Genomic DNA, 22402 nt, shown 5'->3' with positions numbered 1-22402 from the left:
ATATAAAAAGACCGAACTTGCAGAATCCTTGTCTATGAGCGGTTGAAGGCAGCAATCATTAGTGTTAAATCATCGTCGGTACGTTGTGTAATCCGCTCCGAACCTAAAAACCTCACCAGTTGCTCTTTCGCTAATGTTTTATCCTCAGCGTTTTCAATAAAATCAAACAAAGGAAAAAAGAAGGGTTTGTGAGGTTCACCAACAACCATGTTCAACGCCAGCATTTGTAGTCCATCGGTGAGGATACCAACGTTGACTATTTCTTCACGCCATAATCTCATTTGTGCTGTATCTATAGCATCCAAGGAAGTCAAAAAAGTCGTTTCGTTGATATATTCTCCGTTATTGGGTATGGTTAGCGCAATTAAATTTCCTTGACGATTCTTTGCGACTGCCATACCGTCACCGATTTGGGCTGCTGCTACCATTTCTGGTGTGGCGATGGTGATGATTAAGGTAGTTGCCAAATCTTGGGGCTGTTGGTTACAGGCGGCGGCTTCAGTTTCTACGGCTTTTTTGGCAGCGAGTAAGGCATCACTTAACAAGGATTGCACGACCAAATCATCAGCTAAAAAAGCGCGAGAGACTTCTTTAATAGATAAATGTTCTACAGCTGCTTCGGTGGCTACCATTGCGCCAATTTTCCCCTGACTGGCAGAACCTGCGCCATCGGCTGCTGCGGCTACTAATATATTGTCTGGCAATAGCTGCCAGTTGTGAGCATCCTGACACAGCTGCTTATTTCTGATGTGGCTGGTACCACATACAGATGCGGCGACTACCCGCCAATGATCAATCTGTTTTGATGTGTTCATAGATTCTTTGTCTGGGCTGGCTGTGTAAGTATTAAACCGCGATCGCGCGATTAAATTGAACCCCAGCCAATTGGCGGTAGTGCTACTTGTTCATCTACTTGGGAGTGGGAAACAGCCGCCATACTCGCTGACAACCACATAAACATTTCCACGAAGTTAAGTCCGCGCAGTTTCAGTGGTGTCCGCACAGCTAACTGATTTAGCCTTGTCATGTTGGCGTTTTCCACACCAACTGAGAAAAAGGCTACGCGCTTATTGGCTTCGTCACCTTGAACTCGTTGTGCGGCTTGGGCTACTAAATGTTCTTGTTCACCTTGGGGTTCGCCATCGGTAATCATAAATACCCAAGGACGATAATAGGCTATGCCGTTAGCACGATATAAGGATTTGCGCTCTTGTACCATGTCTAAGGCTTTATGAATCCCTGAACCCATACTGGTCAGGCCTTGGGCTGTCAAAATGGGGGGATTAAATAAATCCGCTGTCACAAAGTCTTGGATGACGTTTACTTGGCTATCAAAAGTAACGATCGCTACTTCTACTCGCCGCGCCGCTAAGGAATTTTTGACTAATTCATCTTTCAAACTCAGCAAGCCTTGATTTAAAGCTTCTATGGCTTCTCCTTGCATTGAACCAGATGTATCTAGTAACAACACACAAGGACAACGAGGTTCAGGGTTTTCCGCAAATTCTACTACTTCATCCAGAGTTAATGTATCTTGCATAACTTTTTGTGTTATGTTATAGTCCAAAGCTTTATTTTCCTTTTTTCAAAGTATATAGTTAAGTTTCCGGAGCCTAAAGGGAATAAGTGAATTTTTGGCGATCGCTAGTTGAGTCTTCATGTAACCATTAAACAAATACTTTTCCTTAAATTCTCTACACATTTAATAAAGTTTTCATCAAGTTCTGGTTGAGAATGCAAAAATTTACGAAGAGTTTATGTTGCAGTCATTCTCGGAACTACAAGAATTTATGTAGGGCAAGCGATAGAATATAATAAACATGAAAATTTACCTAGATAAAATTTTAAAGATTTCATGTGGGATATATCATTTTTGTGCCAACAAAAAGTGTTAATTTATCCAAGTTCACAGCCAGGTAAAACGTTAAGCTCACTTTTCGCCTTCATACTGAGTCGAGCAAGTAAAATTTTCATCTTTTATTCATTTTTCTAGGGATTTCTCAGAAATAAATTATCTATCTTATGAAGGATGTATTTTTCTGAGCCTTAATCTAGCCTAATTGGGGAAACTCATCCTTAAAAAAATTAAAGATTTTTGCTTTGGCAGTTTTCTCGGTTATGTCTGTAATTGCTACTCCTTCAAGAATTCTATCTGTAGATATTAGTGAAACTGAGCTTTCAATGATGACTGAGTAAAAATACTAGTTTCATAGCTCATTTTTCAAACATAGTCATGAAACTTATTTTATGGGTATTGCCTTTTAGTCTAAGTAGTTCGTCAAGTTCCCTGAGTGAGGCAATGATTGCCATAACTTTTAATATAGATTTATATTCTTCTTCGAGAAAATAATTTTCTTGGAGACATATTAAAACTAATAAAGTAAAACATACATAAGAATCTAAATTTACATAAATTCTGTATAATCTTCTAAAACAATTTTTTAAAATGCCTAATTTCGGTACATTTACAGTGCTACGTCCTTATGGTTTATTAAAACAACTATCTAATGGTGTTGACACTACTTGTTTACAAGCCTTTAGTAACTTAGTTACTTGGTTGATTTATTTAGAAAATGGAGCCATAATCTATGCGACAAACTCCGTTGAACCTTTTGATAGGTTAGAACGCCATTTGCGCCGACTCAATTTGCTCACTAGCGAAACCCGTGTGCAATTACGTATGACCTTTGAACAAGAGTTGTTCAATCAGTCTATTGCTGATAGTAGCGATTTATCAACTCAACCGGCTGATTATCAAGCAATTCATTGGCTAATCAACGAAGGTTATCTGGATGATGCACAAGCCACAACTTTGATTCAAGAACTGGTCAAAGAAGTAATTGAATCATTTTTGCTAGTGAAAACAGGGACTTATGCTTTAAGTGATGCACAGCAAACAGTGACAAAAATCTGTCGTCTGGATGTAGAAAGAACTCTGGATATTTGCCAAATCCGCTTACAAAATTGGCAATCTTTCACCCCTCAAATTTCTTCTCCATATCAGCGTCCATACCTGTTAATTAACAGTAAATTAACTAGCAAAAATTTACCAAAACTACCGCCAGAATTAACTATTTGGATGAAAGGTTTTAGCCTACGTCATCTGGCTGTAATTATGAATCAAGATGAAATGCAATTGGTGCAACATTTATACCCTCATATTGTCCAAGGTGGGGTGATTCTACATGAACCAGATCCACCATTTGATCTGTTACCTAAGTATCAGCCAGAAGTCTTAGCATCTTCTCGATACACCACAGCATTACTTAACAGACAATTCATTGACACGGTAGTAGAACCCAGTAACCGTAACGCTGAATCGGCTGTAGAAGATTTGACGCTTGTAGTGCGATCGCTAAAAACTTCTCCACTATCAAGCCAAAATCTTCAGGAATTAATAATACTAAATACCATAAATTCCGCCCCTGAAAGAGTAACGACTAATACCGTAACTGCCAAAAAGACTTATAAAATCATTTCTGTTGATGATAGCCCGACAATTCTCAAAGAAATTAGTCGGTTCTTAGAAAGTGAGAATTTTTCTGTAGTGACAATTGATGATCCACTCAAAGCGGTGATGTCGATTATTCGCCATAAACCAGACTTAATTTTGTTAGATCTGAATATGGCTGGAATTGACGGCTACGAATTATGCAAAATAATTCGGAATAATTCTCTGTTTAAACATACTCCAATTATTTTTGTCACAGGTAATAAAGGACTTGTTGATAAAGTTAAAGCCAGATTAGTTGGAGCCTCTGGTTATTTAACCAAACCTTTTACCCGTGCAGAATTACTGAAACTTGTGTTTATGCACTTGGTTTGAAAGAAGGCAAGAGGCAGGAGGCAGGAGAAAATTTTTACTTAGCACGGGCTAAACGCCCCGCTACCGCTAACAGCACTCAGCACTCAAAACTCAGGATGAAATTAAAGGGCGATGTCCGCAGATAATACAGATGGTGCGTGATTGACAATCAAAATGCAAATCAGTCGAAAACTATCCCTATCAACTATGGGTTGTGGAACTTGGGCGTGGGGAAACCAACTTCTGTGGGGATACAGCGAAAACATGGATGACGAGTTGCAAGCCGTGTTTAACTTGTGTGTCAGTAATGGTGTGACCTTATTTGACACTGGTGATTCTTACGGTACAGGCCGATTAAATGGGCGCAGTGAGTTACTTCTAGGAAAGTTTTCTCAAGAATATCAGGGTTTAAACCAGGAAAATATTTGCATTGCGACAAAACTGGCTGCTTACCCTTGGCGATGGACGCGCCAGTCCATGATTAAAGCTTGTCAGTCTTCTGCCAAACGCTTGGGTAAAAATGTCGATTTGGTGCAAATGCACTGGTCTACAGCCAACTATGCACCTTGGCAAGAAAAAGGCTTATTGAATGGTTTAGCTGACCTTTACGAACAAGGTTTAGTTAAAGGTGTTGGTTTGTCGAATTACGGGCCAACACGGTTAAAAATTGTGCATCAAAGATTTGCCGAAAGAGGTGTACCGATTTCTACGTTGCAAGTTCAGTATTCTTTACTGTCTACTTATCCGGTGACACAACTGGGATTGAAAGATGTGTGTGATGAATTGGGTATTAAACTGATTGCTTACAGTCCTTTGGCTTTGGGGATATTAACAGGTAAATATTCCGAGACAGGGACTTTTCCCAAAGGTATTCGTGGGTTGTTGTTTAGACAGTTATTACCAGGAGTGCGATCGCTTTTAGCATCTTTAAAAGAAATAGCCCAATCTCGCAATAAAACCATGTCACAGGTAGCCATCAACTGGTGTATCTGTAAAGGTACTATTCCCATCCCCGGTGCAAAATCCCTCGCCCAAGCACAAGAAAATATTGGCGCTTTAGGTTGGAAACTCGACGCAGCAGAAATAGCAGAGTTAGATAAAGCCGCCGGAAGTACAAATAAAGTTATGGTGCAGAATATTTTTCAGACTAAATAACGTTAAAAATAGTCTTTATCACTCTTATTTCAGCCCCTACTTTCTATTCCCAACAGGTGAATTAATATATCTCTCCATCAATTCTCTTCTCCTTCAACAGTTAGATGCACCCGACTTTGGCCAGTGCAAAGCTATGAGGATGTAATAGTTTGATTTCAAGGATTCACTTGTGGAGATCAGCAGACGAGATTTACTAAAGATAGCTTCTGCTTCCGGTTTGGGAACAATCGGACTAGCAGCTTCAGCAGGACTTGCTAAACAAGCTTTAGCTCAAAATCAACCTACTCCTACTCAGACCAAAACAGGCGAAATGATCTATCGACAGTTAGGACGCACTGGGGAAAGAGTCTCGGTAATTGGTTTAGGCGGACACCACATTGGTAGACCAAAAGATGAGGAAGACGGGATTCGGCTGATCCGTAAGGCGATTGATCGCGGTATCAACTTTATGGATAATAGCTGGGACTATCACAACGGTGGGAGTGAAATCCGTATGGGGAAAGCACTCCGGGATGGTTATCGGCAAAAAGTCTTTCTGATGACTAAAATAGATGGTCGCACTAAAGAAGCAGCGGCCAAGCAAATTAATGATTCTTTAAAAAGATTGCAGAGCGATCGCATAGACTTATTGCAGCATCATGAAATCATCCGTATGGAAGACCCAGACCGGATTTTTGCCCCTGGTGGCGCAATGGAGGCGGTTCTAGAAGCCCAAAAAGCCGGGAAAATTCGCTACATCGGCTTTACTGGTCACAAAGACCCCTTAGTTCACCTGAGAATGCTTGATGTTGCTGCTCAAAACAACTTTCGTTTTGATACAGTCCAAATGCCATTAAATGTCATGGACGCGCATTTTCGCAGTTTTGAACGCCAAGTTTTACCCAGATTAGTTAAAGATGGAATTGGTGTATTGGGAATGAAATCAATGGGTGATCAAAACATTCTCAAAAGCAACACAGTTAAGCCTATAGAATGCCTACACTACGCGATGAATTTACCAACTTCAACCGTGATTACAGGCATTGAAAGTATGAAAATCTTAGACCAAGCTTTTGAAGCAATTCGGACATTTCAACCCATGAGTCAAGCACAAGTTAAAGAACTGCTAAATCGGACTCGCCAAGCTGCTGTTAAAGGCCAGTATGAATTATTCAAAACTACTAGTCAATTTGATAGTACAGCACTTAATCCTGAGTGGTTAGGTTGATTTACTAAATAATTCAGAAGGTCAGAGAATTCAAAATCTGAATTCTCTAACTTTCTAGCTTCTGTAATTACTCTTTAATTGTGGGACTAATTGGCTTTCTACTAGGAGCTAATACCATAAGAAAATCGAATTGTTCTTTATCTGATGTGGTAGAACTCGTAGCACTGAGACTGTAAACTGATCCGATAATGGGTTTCCAAGGTCGAAAATTTGTATCATCAAAGAAACTGGGTAAAAACCCATAAATCCATGATAAAGTAGACCCCCCATTCAAATAGAAATACCCATAGTTAGGACTGGGTAAACGATTAGTTGCAGTTTTGAAGTTATAAGTTGAAGGTAATTGAATATAAGGCTGTGGGACTAAATCTTGAATTGCGCCAAACCCTGTGGTAATCACAACAGTTTTCTCATCTACCCAATTATAAGCCAGTAAACTTTGTGAAGCTTCTCCGCCTACATCCCAACTGGTGACTGTTTGACCTTTTATATTATGAGTATTGACTACAACTTCTCCTGTGGAAAAAGATTTAATGAATTCATCTAACTTCTTCAAAGTAGTTTCTGCGGCGGCTCGATTGTCAGTTTCTAAAGCCATACCTATGCCTAAATTCAAGTTAGGAACTGAACCTAATAAACCTCCCTTAGAAGGAAACAGAAAGAAAGCATAGTCACCATTCATCCAATTGAGGATGTCTTTTTCTAAATCGAGTTTAGTACTGCTAAGAACAAAACTTCGGAGTTGGGTGAGATATTCTTTGAGTTGTGGCTTGGCACTGAAAGCTTCTGCTAAAATTAACCATTTCTGATTGAGGTTGTGACCAGTAGCTGCCGAGTATGTCGCAGCTGGTAATCTTGATGCTATTGCCTCTGGTTGTTCCGTTTGAAATTCATCTTTTTCTGATTTAGGAGTTTGGCGATAGGCAGTAGCTTGAAAGCGCAATCCTTCTGGTTCTACAGTTAAAAACCCATTAACACTACCAAAGTTTTTTAATTCCTCAATGTTAATAGTTTCACCACCAAGAATCGGAAAAGGTAGACTAGGATCTTTGGTGATGTCGTTAATTAAAGGCACAAAAGTTGCTAAATTTTCATAAATAGAAAACAAAGATTTAGCGTACTGAGGATTCTTGATTGTGTCCTGGAATTGGGGATTTTGGGCAAGAGTAGTATTTCCTTGAGAAGCATCAATGATCTGCTCAATGGGTTTAGCTGTAATTCCGGTGACAATGTAACCTGGTAAAGTAGCGATCGCAATTCCTCGTGGTCTTGTTTTTAACCAATCTGGATTACCTAAAATCGGTGGTATAGCAGCTAAGTTTGATTTTCTCTGAGAACTAACCTGCTTGAGTTGTGGTTTGCGTTCAATTTTGGGTGTCTTGGCTGGATCTGGCGATAATTCTGGTAATTTGGTTTCAGAATTTGATTCTGATGATTCCGGCGATGGTGTTGCTTCTGGTGCTTCCGGTGATTCTGGTAATTTTGGTTGTTCTGGAGGTTGCACTTCCACAATCGTAATGCCTTTATACTCCGTAACCTTTACCCGTTTTGGATCTCCACTTTTAAGTAAGTCGATAAAAGGCTGTATGCGTGACTCATCTTTGATAGGAGCCAGCATCACAAAATTATTATCTATGGTTGCAGTTGTACCTTCAACCTTGGGCAAAAAAGCAAATGCGACTTGATCACCTAGCAAAGACTCAATCTCGCGTACATAGCTGAGTTTAAAAGAAGGTGGTAAATATTTAGAGGCTGCTGTAAAGGCTCTTTCAAATAAATAAAAACGATTTAAGGCTGTCCAAGCATCTACCTTGGTATTGACTAAACCTACCAATGGTGCATCAGCTGGTAAGATATTAGCGATCGCTGGCGTAATAGATGTAGTAGATGCCGCAGTTTCACTAGTCTCAGCCACAGGAGAAGCAACTGCCAAAGCCGATAATAGCGATACTGTAATAATCGGTGATACCATTTTGAATTTTAGATTTTAGATTTTAGAATTGCAACCTAGTACCGCAAGGCGGAAGTCAAAATTCAAAAAGCTGATAAAGCAACCTTTTTGGCAATTTGAAATGTGTAATTTATTTACGCCGTACTGTACTAGCAACTAAATGTATAAAGCATAAAACGCAATTATGCGGATTTCTTTTTTATATTTTTATTACTAATAAATAAATAGTTTTTGAGAAAAATTAAAATTCAGTCTTAAAAAATAATTAGTTTTAACAATTAGTAGTCAATGGTCAAGAGTCAATAGCCCAAGAAAGCTTAATTTTGGACTATTGACAGCTTCAACTAAAAATCTTTGACACAGGCTTAAGTTCTTAAGTATTGATTGTCCCCGTCACAGGTGAACTAGGACTAGCGTAAGATTTGATGGGCATTCTGCCAGCTAAGTATGCCAAACGACCAGCAACGGTTGCTAAATTCATCGCGTAAGCCATTGCTGGGGCATTTTGGGCTAGAGCGATCGCACTATTAATCAATAAGGCATCTGCGCCTAATTCCATTGCTTGAGATGCTTCTGATGGTGAACCAATACCTGCATCCACCACAACTGGCACATTAGCGTTTTCAATAATGATTTGGATATTGGCGGTGGTTTTTAATCCTTGTCCTGAACCGATGGGTGATGCTAAAGGCATGACTGTTGCACAGCCTACTTCTTCTAAGCGTTTGGCTAACATTGGGTCAGCATTAATATACGGTAATACGGCAAACCCTTCTTTTACCAATTGTTCGGCGGCTTGCAACGTCCCAATGGGATCTGGTAATAAATATTTAGAATCGGGGATAACTTCTAATTTCACAAAATTATTATCTTCTTGTCCCAACAATTTTGCCATTTCTCTACCCAAACGGGCAACACGAACCGCTTCTTCGGCAGTTTGACAACCAGCAGTATTTGGCAACATCCAAATTTTTGACCAATCTAATGCTTCCGCTAAACCTTCATGTCCCGGAGTTTTGGTTTGGACTCGTCTGACTGCAACAGTGACAATTTGACAACCACTAGTAATAATGCTTTGCTGCATTTCTGCAATACTGCGATACTTCCCGGTTCCCGTCATCAAGCGAGATTGGAAGGTTTTGCCAGCAATTACAAGTGGGGAGTCTGGAAGTGGGGAATTAGGTAGTGGTGATAAAACTGGGCGATGGCCGTTGGTAAAATTGGCAGAGTGAGTGAGCATAGGGGCGGTAGATGGCTGGGTGTGAAACCGAGAATAATGGAAATGGGCAAGTATTGGATCAGATTTGTGTTCGCAGATTAAATCAGCAATTAACGCTGCTGTCACAGGCGCGAGTAAAATACCATTACGATAATGACCTGTAGCCAAAGTTAAGTTTTCACAGTGGCTAGTGCCGAGGATTGGTAATTCATCTGGGGTAGCCGGACGAAAACCCCACCAAAATTCTTGGATGGAATAATCCTGTAATTGTGGATATAGGCGAATAGCTTGCTGAAGTAAAGATTGTATCCCCGCCGGGGTGTTATTGGGAGTAAAACCCACATCTTCGCTAGTCGCACCCAAAATAATCGAACGATTCCGCCTGGGTACGATGTAAATATTTTCCCCAAATAAAACTCGCCGCAGAGGCAATTCCGGCACAAAATCAGGTAATTGGACATTTAGCATTTGTCCTTTGCGCGGAGTCACAGGTAAAGGTAATAATTGACTTGACCAAGCACCAGCCGCTAAAACATAGTGACTGGCGCGAATTACACCTGTGTTGGTTTGTACGCCGATAACTTGCCCTTGCTGTTGAATTAATCCCTCGACTGTGATGTTGTCTTGAATTTCAATACCGAGGGATTTTACAGCTGTCCGCAGTGCTTGGGCTAATGCCCGATTATCAACTTGAGCATCTTCAGGATGCCACCAGCCACCGACAACATCATTTCCCAATCCTGGCTGATATTGATGAATGGCAGTTTGATCTAACCAATAAGCAGGTGATTCACCAGCTGTCGGAGACTCTAATTTTTGATAAACAGGCGCAAGAATACCACAAGCCCAGTAACCAGTACTGACACCAGTTAAATCTTCTAATTTACTTGTCCATTCTGGGTATAAGGCACGCGATCGCCTGCATAACTTACCCATAATCTCATCTTGGATAATTTCGGCATCTGGTGCCAACATCCCCGCAGCCGCATGGGTAGCAGCAGCCTGGAAATCACGACAAAGCACGGTGACATTTGTCCCGCGCAATTTGAGTTCGACGGCGATCGCCAAGCCAATAACACCGCCACCAATAATTAAAACATCGCTAGTCATTAGTCATTAGTCATTGGTTATTAGCCATTGATCATTAGTACACAACTAAATAACTTATAACTAATAACTTGTAACCAATGACTAGTTTTGACCAAGTGCGGAGTCTTAAGTGCTGAGTGCTGAGTGCTGTAAAGCCCTGCGGGCATGGCTGCGCTTAGAGCGGTAGCGGGGCGTTTAGCCCGTGCTGAGTAAAAATTTTCTCCTGCCTCCTGCCTCCTGCCTCTGGTTGGTGAGCGCAGTCGAACCACTGCCTTCTGCCTTCTTTCCTACCACAAAGCCCGAATTGGCTCTCTTGTAGATTCGTTATCACTAACGGATGTATCAGTTGATTGTACTTCTCTGGTATTTGTTATATCTGTATTGTCAGGAGTGGAAAATGATTCGCTGGGAGTAGTATTTTGAGCAACGCTGGTGCGGCGTTCAGTTGTGTTGGTATTCAGGTTTTCCTGTCTCACACTTTCCTGCCTAGCACTTCTGCTGCCTCTAGCTTCTGTGGGAGCATTATCTTCTTGGGTAGTGCTGGCTCTATCTTCACTTAAGCCACGACTACCTCTACTGGGGGCAGTGCTATTAACATTAATATTAGCTGGGAGAACTCTTGATGTTTTGCCACCGGGAGCATTATTGCTGGCAGTTTGTTGCCCTCCACCCATTGGAAAGTTGATGCCTAGCAATGTACCCAATAAAATTGCCAAGCCTCCACCCATCAGAATAAGCGGTGTCCATCTACCCATATTGTTTTTCTCCTTTGTAACCTAACCTTTTGATTTCCTGTCCTATCCGATAGCCCTGATCCAATAATCCGTAACATCCTCTGCTTGAGGGGCTAAACGCAGGTCTATTGTAGGAGAATGGGAAGGAAGCGATCGCGGCCTTTGTGACGTTAATTCACAGTCAATACATCACTTGATTGATCGATCGCACTAGCACCATCACTACCAACTAACTGACTGTTCTTTGCTTTAGCACCACCGTTTTAGAGGTCAATACCATTTTGCTGCAAAATTTTTTGTAATTTAAACCCCAAAATTTCCCTATACGCCTTAATCTACCTGAACGCGGCGTTGGGCGCAGCGACAGACGCACGTATTTTTAGCTAGTACTTTGGGCATAGTTAAATTACAAAACTGGCTTTTTGTTGTATATTGGCACATTTCCTCTACAGTTGTCTCCCATGATCTTGTCTTATGACCACAAATTCTTCTCCGCAAATTTGGCTTTATGACACCACGCTACGGGATGGCACTCAATGCGAAGGGCTATCAGTGTCTATTGAAGACAAGCTACGCATTGCCAAAAGACTCGACCAACTTAGAATTCCTTTCATTGAAGGCGGTTGGCCTGGTGCCAATCCGAAGGATGTTCAATTTTTCTGGCAACTCCAAGAAGATCCGCTCAAACATTCAGAAATTGTGGCATTTTGTTCTACGCGTCGCCCCCATACCGTGGCCGAGGCTGAACCAATGTTGCAAGCAATTTTAACGGCGGGTTCTCGCTGGGTAACAATTTTTGGCAAATCTTGGGATTTACACGTTACAGAAAGTCTCAAGACAACTTTAGAAGAAAATTTAGCGATGATCCGCGATACTATTGAGTATTTTCGCTCACATGGTAGACGCGTGATCTACGATGCCGAACATTGGTTCGATGGCTACAAACACAACTCTGATTATGCTTTACAGACATTACAGGCCGCGATCGCCGCAGGGGCTGAATGGCTCGTTTTATGTGATACAAATGGCGGAACTTTGCCTCACGAAGTCAGCGAAAGTGTGCAAACTGTTAATAGTCTTTTATCATCTGTCATTTGTCAAAAACCAATGACAAAACCTCAAATTGGCATTCATACTCATAATGATTGCGATATGGCAGTAGCAAATGCCCTAGCCGCTGTTATGGCTGGGGCAACAATGGTACAAGGAACAATAAATGGATATGGTGAACGCTGCGGCAATGCCAACCTTTGTTCTTTAATACCTAACTTACAATTAAAGATGGGTTATAGCTGTATCGGAGAACACCAGCTTATTCAACTAACAGAAGCGAGTCGCTTTGTCAGTGAGGTAGTAAATCTTGCCCCTGATGAACACGCACCCTTTGTCGGACGTTCGGCTTTTGCTCACAAAGGCGGCGTTCATGTCTCCGCAGTTGAACGTAATCCCCTCACTTATGAACACATTCAACCGGAACAAGTCGGGAATCGGCGGCGGATAGTAATTTCCGAACAATCGGGACTCAGTAATGTATTAGCCAAAGCCCGGACTTTTGGTATTGAATTAGATAAGCAAACCCCAGAAGCGCGGCAAATTCTCCAACGCCTCAAACAATTGGAGAGCCAAGGCTATCAATTTGAAGCCGCAGAAGCGAGTTTTGCACTGTTGATGTATGAAGCTTTAGGCGCAAGACAAGAATTTTTTGAAGTCAAAGGCTTTCAAGTACATTGTGACTTAGTGGAAGGTAAAGAAACCAGTAGTGCTTTAGCCACAGTGAAAGTCGCTGTCAACAGGCAAAATATTTTGGAAGCAGCGGAAGGAAACGGCCCCGTTGCAGCTTTAGATGCAGCCTTACGTAAAGCTTTAGTCAACTTTTATCCCCAACTCGCCAGGTTTGAATTAACAGATTACAAAGTGCGGATTCTCGACGGACACGCGGGTACAGCAGCCAAAACCAGAGCCTTAGTAGAGTCAGGAAACGGCCATCAACGCTGGACAACTATCGGCGTTTCTACCAATATTTTGGCAGCTTCCTATCAAGCAGTAGTTGAGGGATTGGAATATGGTTTGTTATTACATTCCCAAGCCGAAGCAGCATTGAAGACGTAGTATTAGGAACTAGGAACTAGCGGCTGGGGGCTAGTATTATTACTCAGCACGGGCTGAACGCCCCGCTACCGCTCTAAGCGCAGCCATGCCCGCAGGGCTTTACAGAACTCAACACTCAACACTCAACACTCAGATGACTCAAACCTTACGTAAACTAGTTACATTTGATGAATTTATCGCTTGGTATCCAGACAAACAACAGCGACGCTATGAATTGCACGACGGAGTAATTGTTGAAATGTCCCCACCTACTGGCGACCATGAACAGCTTATTGGATTTTTAGTTGGAGAAATAGTTACAGAATATAAACGTTTAAAACTGCCTTACTTTATTCCCAAAACAGCGTTTATTAAACCATTGGAAGGCGAATCAGCCTATTCACCAGATATCCTGATCTTAAATCAGCCTAATTTAGTGAATGAGCCTCTGTGGAAAAAAGCATCAACTGTTAGCCAAGCTAAATCAATTCCTTTAGCAATTGAGGTCGTTAGTACTAACTGGAGAGATGATTATTTAAAAAAAGCAGCTGATTATGAGGCGGTAGGCATTCCTGAATACTGGATTGTAGATTATGCTGCTTTAGGCGGTAGGCGATTTATCGGTAATCCCAAACAACCTACTATTTCGGTTTACTCGTTAGTTGATGGAGAATACCAAGTTCACCAATTCCTCAATCATGACCGCATCATCTCACAGATTTTCCCAGAGCTAAATTTGACTCTCGAACAAATTTTTCAAAGCATTGCTTAATTTTGGCTTTTCAGGTTTTAAACAACAACATTCTTGTTTGAAATAAGAACTTTCGAGTTCTGAAGACAAAGTTGCCAGCTTTTTGCTCGAATGTTGAGGTTCAGAAGGTGAAAGGTGAGGCTTTGAGGTATAAGTGTCAGTAAATTTTCTACGTTTGGTGTTGTGGGATGTGGTTTTGTCTCACGCAGAGGCGCTAAGGCGCAAAGAATAAGACGGGAGTTGTTGAATTTTTTGACAACTGCTTTGCGAAAATTGCTGAGTCCGGCATGATCTATTTCATAGCCAAACTAAAAAGCTTGTAATTTAAGTGTGAAAAAGTTATTAGGCGCAATTCATGCTGCGGGTATATGTCTAGCACCTTGGACAGTAGCAGGTGCGATGACCACAGAGCTAATGTTGAGTATGCCGGTTAAAACTATAGCGCAACAGCAAACTCCTGCATATTCAACAGAGCAACAAGCAGCGTTAAAAGAAGCTTTAGAACTTGATGAACAGGCACTCAAGTTATATCAAGAAGGGAAATACTCTACTGGCATTCCTTTGTCAAAACGCGCACTGGCTATCTATGAGATGGTGCTGGGGAAAGAAAATCTCGATGTAGCCATTAGCTTAAATAATTTAGCAGCACTGTATCGCGCTCAGGGAAATTATCAACAGGCGGAACCACTGTATCTCCGTTCTCTAGGAATTTTAGAGAAAGTGCTGGGTAAAGAACATCCCCATGTCGCTACTAGCTTAAATAATTTAGCTTTACTTTATCAGTTCCAAGGAAATTATCAACAGGCGGAACCGCTGTATCTCCGTGCTATAGCAATTTTAGAGAAAACGCTGGGTAAAGAACATTCTCATGTCGCTTCTAGTTTGAATAATTTAGCAGAACTGTATCGCCTACAGGGAAATTATCAACAGGCGGAACCACTGTATCTTCGTTCCCTAGCTATCTATGAGAAGGCACTGGGTAAAGAGCATCCCCATGTCGCCATAAGTTTAAATAATTTGGCTAATATTTATGAGTTACAGGGGAAATATCAACAAGCGGAATCTTTGTACCTCCGCGCTTTGGCTATCTATGAGAAGGTGCTGGGTAAAGAACATCCTCATGTCGCCACTAGCTTAAATAATTTAGCTTTACTCTATCGTGTACAAGGAAATTATCAACAGGCAGAACCTTTGTATCTCCGCGCTCTGGCTATTACAGAGAAGGTACTGTCGAATGTTCATCCCAACACTGCCACTAGGTTGGATAATTTGGCAGGACTGTACCAAGCAAAGGGTGATATTACTCGTGCTATCCATTTCTTACGCCGTGGCTTAGAAGTTGAAAGACAAAATCTCAATATAATTTTTGCCATCGGCTCTGAACAAAGAAAACAGAGCTATATTGAGACTTTTTTAGGGACAACCTATGCTACTGTCTCTCTATCCCTGCAAGAAGCTCGCAATCAAAAAACAGCCGCATCTCTAGCTTTAACTACTGTACTCCGCCGCAAAGGGCTGGTGTTAGATGCCGTAGCTGACAGTATTCAAATCTTACGCGCTCAAATCAACAAAAATCCAGAAACTCAAAAATTATTTGCTCAATGGCTGCAAATACAACAGCAACTCTCAACATTAGTATTCTCTGATTCAGGACAACAAACTTCTAACCTTAAAACTCAACTGGAGCAACTGGAAGCACAAAAGGAAAAATTAGAAGCAGCTATTAGTGCTAAAAGTGACGAATTCCGTCAGCAAACTCAACCAATAGAGTTAACAGCCATTCAAGCAAAAATACCTCAAGATGCAGCTTTGGTAGAAATTGTCCAGTATCAACCATACAATGTCAAAGCCAAGACGAATGCTCAAAAGTGGGGTAAACCGCGTTATGCTGTGGCAGTTTTACGCTCCAAAGGTGAACCCAAGTGGGTTGATTTAGGTGAAGCCGCAGAAATTGATAAGTTAGCTATTGATTTTCGAGCAGCATTAGCCACCGGAAGGACATTCAAAAAACTTGCCCGTACTTTAGATGAGAAATTAATCGCACCCATCCGTCCTTTATTGGGTGATGCCAAACATATATTAATCTCACCCGATGGGCAATTAACATTAATTCCCTTTGAAGCCCTCAAGGATGAGCAAGATAAATTCCTCATTCAACGTTACGCTTTTTCTTATCTCACCAGTGGGCGGGATTTATTACGTTTTCAATCAAATGTTAACAATACTTCTGCACCTGTTGTGTTGGCAGATATTGACTACAACAATCAAGGGCAAACAATAGCATCTGCTCAAACATCGGGTGTGCGTGGTTCTCAAAATCGGCGTTCTGGTGATTTGGCAAACCTAGAATTTGACTCATTACCTGCTACTAAAGATGAAGCCGCAGGGATTAAAAAGGTTTTACCCAATGCAAAAATTCTGTTAGGTAAAGATGCGACAGAAACGGCAGTTAAACAACTACAAAGCCCTCGTATTTTACATTTAGCTACTCACGGTTTCTTCATCGCTGATGTTGAACAAAATCTCAACGCATCACTAGATTTAGAATTAACACCGCGTCAACCGAAGATTTTAGAAGTGGAAAATCCTTTGTTGCGTTCTGGGTTGGTGTTGGCTGGGTTTAACAAACGTAAACAAGTCACAAATAATAATGATGATGGTGTGTTGACAGCACTGGAAGTCGCTGGTTTAGATTTACGTTCTAATCAATTAGTTGTGCTGTCGGCTTGTGACACTGGTAAGGGTGATGTAAAGGTTGGTGATGGTGTTTATGGTTTGCGTCGTGCTTTGGTAATTGCTGGTTCGCAAAGTCAGGTTTTAAGTTTGTGGCAGGTGGATGATGCGGCGACAAAGGATTTAATGGTGAAGTATTACCAGAATTTGCAAGCAGGTAAAGGTAGGCATGAAGCTTTACGTACTGCACAGTTAGATTTACTCAATAGCCAGGAATATAAGCATCCGCAATATTGGGCGGCTTTTGTTCCTTCTGGTAATTGGACACCCATAACTAGTACAACAAGGCAAAAGTAAAAAGTCAAAAGGAAAAAGAAAGAATAGTGATACCACAAGCCTTTTAGCGATTCCAGATACTGTACTAGTGGGTTTTAAATCCACAACAGATCTCAATATATTAAGGTTGGGTAAAAGTTAACCTCAACAATCCCAAGCCTCTTGAATGTTGGGTTACGCTACGCTTCACCCAACCTACGCCAGCATTATATTAATTTATAAGAAGTGCCAGGTTATAGGAGTAACAACATTTTCCTTTCGGTGTTGAAAGTATGGAGTGCTGAGTAAAAATACTAACCCCTAGCCTCTCGCCCCTCTTTGATTCTTCGCTCTGAAGCTTGTTTTAGGAGGACTCTCTTTTGTCTTCTAGGTAAAACTTTCCCAGGCTTGAGCCAGCAATTGACTTAGCCAACGTCGTTGCTGCCGATCTAATAATGGATCATCTTCCAGAATTTGGGCGGTTAAGTCTTCCAAAGATTTACCTTGAGAACGGACAATTTTAATTACTCCGGCGATCGCGGAAGCTACAAGTTCTTCATCAACTGGCTTTTGTTGTAAGGCGAGAATGTCTTGAGGGCTGTCGGGAATGGGATAATTCATGGCGTGGGTTTACAAAGTTACAAAATGAATAAAAAAGTTTGACAAATTATTAAAAGGTCTTTACAGAATCTTTATTTGGCTAATAGGGCGGAGTCTACCGGAATTTTCGCCATTAATAAATCTGTCGAAATGAGTATTTTAAGCGGAGATGTCAAGGAAACATGAAAGAAGTCCTTTATTTAGAAGTGCCAATTCCAGACACAGCAGCGGTACGTCAATGGCTGCAAGTGGAGTTTGAACCAGGAATTGGGGAAAAATTACTGACTCCAGATGGTTTCTGCCTGAAATTACTTACAGACTATACAGCATCTGAGCAGGCTATTTCCGAAAAATTACCGACAGAAATTTCAATTTTTGTGTGGTCGGTGCAGAGAACTACTTATTTAAAGGTTTTCCGTTGGTCAGATCAGCCTTTCCCTCAAGAAAAGGAGATTTTACTCCGCCTCAAAACCGAAATCAGACAACGCTTTCCCCATCAGTACCCCAAACCACCAGCGATTGATTTATCCCAACAATCAATTTTTGAAGCGTTAGCGCCATATTATCCACTCACGGCTAAATATTTTCAGAAAATGCCTAATGGCGAGTATGACCTGAAACGCGCCTATTGGTGGGAACAACGCTGGCGCGAAGGTGTACGTTATCCCCAAGAACCGCGTCAGGTAGTTTTCTCCAATCCTAAATCTCAAACCCCAAATCCCAAGTTAGATTATGATTTGATTTACATCGGTGGCGCACTAGGGGCAGTCCACGCGGCAGTAATGGCTAAACTGGGATATAAAGTATTGTTGGTGGAACGTTTACCTTTTGGTAGGATGAACCGCGAATGGAATATTTCGCGTGATGAATTACAAAGCTTACTCAATCTGGGTTTGGTAACATCCAGCGAGTTAGAAAGCATTATTGTCAGAGAATACAAAGACGGATTTAACAAATTTTTTGATGGGAATAATCCGCCAAAATTGCGATCGCCAATTCTCCACACCCCCACAGTATTAAATATTGCTTTAGATTCAGAGAAATGGCTGCGAATGTGCGGTCAAAAGCTACGGGCGGCTGGCGGTGATATCTGGGACGAAACTGAATTTATCCGTGCGGATATTGATGATAAACAAGTTGTAGTCACAGTCCAACATTTACCCACCCAAGCAGATAAGCAAGTAACTGGGCGATTGTTAATCGATGCAATGGGAACCGCTTCGCCCATTGCGTGGCAATTAAATGGCGGTCGGGCTTTTGATAGTGTTTGTCCGACTGTGGGTGCAGTGGTTGATGGCGGATTTGAGCCAGAAGTTTGGGATTCCCAATATGGTGATGTGCTGTACAGTCACGGTGACATTTCACGGGGAAGACAGTTGATTTGGGAATTGTTTCCCGGTGCGGGTGAGGAACTCACAATTTATTTATTTCACTACCACGAAGTCCACCCCGATAATCCCGGTTCTCTACTAGAGATGTATGAGGACTTTTTCACGATTTTGCCAGAGTATCGCCGCTGCGACATGGATAAACTGGTGTGGAAAAAGCCGACATTTGGATACATACCAGGGCATTTTAGTGTGAGTAGTAGCGATCGCCAAGTTGCTGTTGATAGATTAATTGCGATCGGTGATGCTGCATCCCTGCAATCTCCGCTGGTATTTACGGGTTTTGGTTCCTTGGTGCGGAACTTAGAACGCTTAACAACTTTGTTAGATACCGCCCTCAAGCATGACTTGTTGAGTTTCCGCCACTTAAATCAAATTCGGGCTTATCAAAGCAATGTTTCAGTAACGTGGCTATTTTCTAAAGGCATGATGGTGCCAACAGGGAAATTCATCCCTCCCCAGCGCATTAACTCGATGCTGAATACCTTCTTTGGGCTATTAGCAGATGAACCGCCAGCAGTTGCGGATAATTTCATCAAAGATAGGTGTGATTGGTTAACCTTTAATCGCTTGGCACTCAAAGCCGCCCGCAAAAATCCTGCCTTGTTGTTATGGATTTGGGAACTGGCAGGCCCTAGAGATTTATTCCGATGGCTGGGTAGTTATTTTAACTTTAGTACTTATGCCCTAATTAGGATATTGCTGAGTCCTTGGTTTCCCAGTTTTCTCAATTGGATTCAACCTTGGTTAGAACTCCGCAATCCAGAGTTGTGGTTGCAATTACTAACACTCCGCTACGTAATTACTACAGGTAAACCGAGATCACCAAATCAAGCAGCCACAGTCAACCCAGAAGCAGTAATACCCATTCGTAATTCGTAAGTTAAAAATAGTTATTCAGTTTTGGAGTTGAAACTGCTTCCAATGTCATACAACGCTCTTGCTCTCATCGCACCTGATTGTGGCATAACACTTCAAGATGCTGAGATAAAACTTGTGAATTTTTTCAATCATGATCCTACTAAGCCATCAATGAGTGTCTCTCATGGTGAGAATCGTCTGACATTGAGCTTTGATCGCTGGGCGCTATATATTTACCTAGACATGGAACCATCTGTCTTACAAGAATCACAAGAAATGGCAAATCGCTTTGGTCAACATCATCCAGACAAAGAAATTATTGCCACCTGCAATTCGCGCTTAGAAATTAGTTCTGATACAGATGAAAATATGGATCATTTCAACGATTATGTTTTATCTATTGAACAGCTAGGTAAGATTCCTGGCATATTTGTGCTTGAGATGGCAGGTCTAGAATTTATTTAGCCTCAATATACAAGGTTGGGTTTAGCGATCGCTAAACCCAACCAGCTATTTTCTCAACTAATGAATTACGCATTATTTTGGCTATTTGAGCGAAAATTTGGTAATTCGACTGATGCCAACGATTTACGTCCCTTGGGTGGACGCTGGGGATAAACAACTGGTGACGGTGATTGAGGATCATTGCTATAGTCACCAGATGTTTCTTCAGATAACTCTGTTTCTGGCAATTCCTCAGTATTTTCTGGTGTAGTTTCTAACCAGAAATTTTCTGGTTCTTCCGTTGTCTTCTTGGTCAACGGCACAGTAAAAGAAATTGGTGAATTATTTTCCGGTAAAATTGTTGACTCTTCAATTACTGAACTAGAAACAGTAATTGGTGCATGATTTTCTGTTGTTAAGGCTTCCAATTGCTGTTCAAGCGTAGTTTCTGATTGTTCCTCATTTGTCACCCAAGTCTCCCATATAGGTTTTTCAGCTTGATCACTGGTGACATTAGTTTCACTGGTAGTAGATGGTGTAGATCCCGGCTGAGAAGCAAAAAACATTTGGATGAGACTATCTATTTGTTCATCGAGTTTGGCTGAAGAATCTCCTGATGAAACAGTTTCTAATGTTATTGGCTCATCTTCTGTTTCTGCGGAAGTATCTGGTTCAGTCGGTTCTGGTGTTTCTTCCTTAATTGGCCAGTTCCACGGAGATGAAGGTTGCGGAACAGGGTTACTATGACTGGATGCGGGTGGTACTGAAGATTCACCCCAAGGATGAGCCGCATCTTCGGAAGAAGATTCTGATTCTGCTGACCAAGGTCTAATTGGTTGTACGTTAGGAAATAGCGATCGCGCTTTTCTAGAAAATCTACTTTGCTTAGTCGTGCTGTTCGGAGTATTATTCCCTGTTTCCGCTGGAGAGTCGTCGTTGACAACAGGTGGTTCTAGACATTTTTCTAAAGCTGCCTTAAATTGCAGTGTTTGGCGCTGTTGACGCATTAGCCGAGTACGTAGCTCTCGACAAGTCGTTTCTGACTGCAAAACTTGTTGAGACTGTTCATTATAATTCGTTTGCAATAACGCACATTCCCGTTCTAATTGGGCGAGACGTTGCTGACTAATTTGTAGCTGTGCTTTATAAGTTTCTATGAGAGTTTCTTGACGTTGAACAGTTTGTGTAGTGGTGTCTAACTGTTGAAATAAAGACTGAATTTGTTCCTGGGCTGCAATTAGTTCTTGCGCTTGTTGGTTCAGCATTGACTCAGTGACACTGGAGCGCCTTTTCTGCCACTGTAAAGCCTTTTCCGACTCAGCTAGGTCATCTTTGAGATGTTCTACTTGTCCGTACAATTCATTGTTAGCTGCACGCAGTTCTTCATTTAATACCAGCAGTTTCTGAAATTCATCATCAATTACTGCTTGTTGTCCACTATCTGGTTCTGCCACCCATTCTTCTTGGGTAACATTTTCAGCAGATTGAGAATTTGGCGGCTCTTGTTGTGTTTCTTCTGCTGGTTTGAGGAGTGGCAATTGCCTAATAGCCAGATTTTCAGAAGGCACAACCGCATAAAAAGGACAGCTCGCCGGCTCTGGTTGTAGCGAATTAGCAGAATTGAGAGATTCCATCACAGCCCTGTTGTTTGAGGTGTCAGCTTCATTCATCACTCTTGACCCACCCACCTAAAGATACTCAGCGATGCTCATTTCAGCATTGCTTATCAACTTTGTTCGCTCGGCGTTTAATTTAGAAACCAAGTTGAATTTTTCCCAAGCATGAGTCACTAGTCATGAGCTAGTGTTCCCATTTTGCATCTAGAACTGATGACGTTATAACATTATGACCTGACAAACCGTCAACCTTAGACGGGATGAGGGTTTGTGGTTCAAATGTTACTATGTACGGACTTCAGCATAGATGTCTCACAAAGGTTGTATCTAGGTTGGCTTCGGTAAACAATTATTTTGATTTGGTAGTAACAGCTGCCTGGCAAAAATTCAGGCGCAGACAAACATCGGCGCTGTATATAATTTAGCAAACACCTTGCTTTTAAGGGAACAGGGGTGTGAGACTACAGGGGAACTAGAGATGTGAGGGTTGAGGGTGTAGGGTTTAA

The 22402-nt window shown here is 41.6% G+C and carries 15 protein-coding genes; 8 read left to right on the top strand and 7 right to left on the bottom strand.

Annotated features, from left to right (window positions below; all coding sequences use genetic code 11):
* Window positions 1-32: 32 nt before the first annotated feature.
* Window positions 33-815, bottom strand: a complete 783-nt coding sequence (locus IQ244_RS16285; RefSeq protein WP_193895848.1) for a PP2C family serine/threonine-protein phosphatase — start codon at window positions 813-815, stop codon at window positions 33-35.
* A 50-nt stretch (window positions 816-865) separates the two neighbouring features.
* Window positions 866-1540 (bottom strand): vWA domain-containing protein, encoded by a 675-nt coding sequence (locus IQ244_RS16280; protein WP_193895846.1) that lies wholly within the window; start codon window positions 1538-1540, stop codon window positions 866-868.
* Between the two features lie 906 nt (window positions 1541-2446).
* Here IQ244_RS16280 and IQ244_RS16275 point away from each other — a divergent pair.
* From IQ244_RS16275 to IQ244_RS16265, 3 genes are all read left to right on the top strand, one after another.
* Window positions 2447-3826, top strand: coding sequence for a response regulator (locus tag IQ244_RS16275; RefSeq protein ID WP_193895844.1), 1380 nt, complete (start codon window positions 2447-2449; stop codon window positions 3824-3826).
* Between the two features lie 153 nt (window positions 3827-3979).
* Complete coding sequence (locus IQ244_RS16270; RefSeq protein WP_193895842.1) at window positions 3980-4960, top strand: aldo/keto reductase; 981 nt, start codon at window positions 3980-3982, stop codon at window positions 4958-4960.
* Window positions 4961-5129: 169 nt separating this feature from the next.
* Window positions 5130-6167, top strand: coding sequence for an aldo/keto reductase (locus IQ244_RS16265; RefSeq protein WP_193895839.1), 1038 nt, complete (start codon window positions 5130-5132; stop codon window positions 6165-6167).
* Window positions 6168-6234: 67 nt separating this feature from the next.
* On the opposite strand, the gene IQ244_RS16260 is transcribed toward IQ244_RS16265, so the two are convergent.
* From IQ244_RS16260 to IQ244_RS16250, 3 genes are all read right to left on the bottom strand, one after another.
* A complete protein-coding gene (locus IQ244_RS16260; RefSeq protein WP_193895837.1) occupies window positions 6235-8139 on the bottom strand; it encodes a DUF3352 domain-containing protein in 1905 nt (634 codons plus the stop codon).
* A 352-nt stretch (window positions 8140-8491) separates the two neighbouring features.
* Window positions 8492-10447 (bottom strand): glycine oxidase ThiO, encoded by a 1956-nt coding sequence (thiO, locus tag IQ244_RS16255; RefSeq protein ID WP_193895835.1) that lies wholly within the window; start codon window positions 10445-10447, stop codon window positions 8492-8494.
* A 266-nt stretch (window positions 10448-10713) separates the two neighbouring features.
* Window positions 10714-11181, bottom strand: a complete 468-nt coding sequence (locus IQ244_RS16250) for a hypothetical protein (protein WP_193895833.1) — start codon at window positions 11179-11181, stop codon at window positions 10714-10716.
* Between the two features lie 453 nt (window positions 11182-11634).
* On the opposite strand from IQ244_RS16250, the gene cimA reads away from it, so the two are divergent.
* From cimA to IQ244_RS16235, 3 genes are all read left to right on the top strand, one after another.
* The gene (gene cimA, locus IQ244_RS16245) at window positions 11635-13269 is read left to right on the top strand and encodes a citramalate synthase (RefSeq protein WP_193895831.1); all 1635 of its coding nucleotides are present in this window, start codon (window positions 11635-11637) and stop codon (window positions 13267-13269) included.
* A gap of 133 nt (window positions 13270-13402) precedes the next feature.
* Window positions 13403-14020, top strand: coding sequence for a Uma2 family endonuclease (locus IQ244_RS16240; protein WP_193895829.1), 618 nt, complete (start codon window positions 13403-13405; stop codon window positions 14018-14020).
* 309 nt (window positions 14021-14329) lie between these two features.
* Window positions 14330-17029, top strand: coding sequence for a CHAT domain-containing tetratricopeptide repeat protein (locus IQ244_RS16235; RefSeq protein ID WP_322746075.1), 2700 nt, complete (start codon window positions 14330-14332; stop codon window positions 17027-17029).
* Window positions 17030-17374: 345 nt separating this feature from the next.
* Here the strand turns inward: IQ244_RS16235 and IQ244_RS16230 are convergent, their stop codons facing one another.
* Window positions 17375-17608 (bottom strand): hypothetical protein, encoded by a 234-nt coding sequence (locus IQ244_RS16230; RefSeq protein WP_193895827.1) that lies wholly within the window; start codon window positions 17606-17608, stop codon window positions 17375-17377.
* A 161-nt stretch (window positions 17609-17769) separates the two neighbouring features.
* Between IQ244_RS16230 and IQ244_RS16225 the strand changes: the two genes are divergently transcribed.
* On the top strand, window positions 17770-19857 hold the full coding sequence (locus IQ244_RS16225) for an NAD(P)/FAD-dependent oxidoreductase (protein ID WP_193895825.1): 2088 nt from the start codon (window positions 17770-17772) through the stop codon (window positions 19855-19857).
* Between the two features lie 42 nt (window positions 19858-19899).
* A complete protein-coding gene (locus IQ244_RS16220) occupies window positions 19900-20301 on the top strand; it encodes a hypothetical protein (RefSeq protein WP_193895823.1) in 402 nt (133 codons plus the stop codon).
* 65 nt (window positions 20302-20366) lie between these two features.
* Here the strand turns inward: IQ244_RS16220 and IQ244_RS16215 are convergent, their stop codons facing one another.
* On the bottom strand, window positions 20367-21950 hold the full coding sequence (locus tag IQ244_RS16215) for a hypothetical protein (protein ID WP_193895820.1): 1584 nt from the start codon (window positions 21948-21950) through the stop codon (window positions 20367-20369).
* Window positions 21951-22402 lie beyond the last annotated feature (452 nt).

The organism is Nostoc sp. LEGE 06077, assembly GCF_015207705.1.
Lineage (GTDB): Bacteria > Cyanobacteriota > Cyanobacteriia > Cyanobacteriales > Nostocaceae > Nostoc_B.
This window is presented reverse-complemented; position numbering and strand designations above follow the sequence as displayed.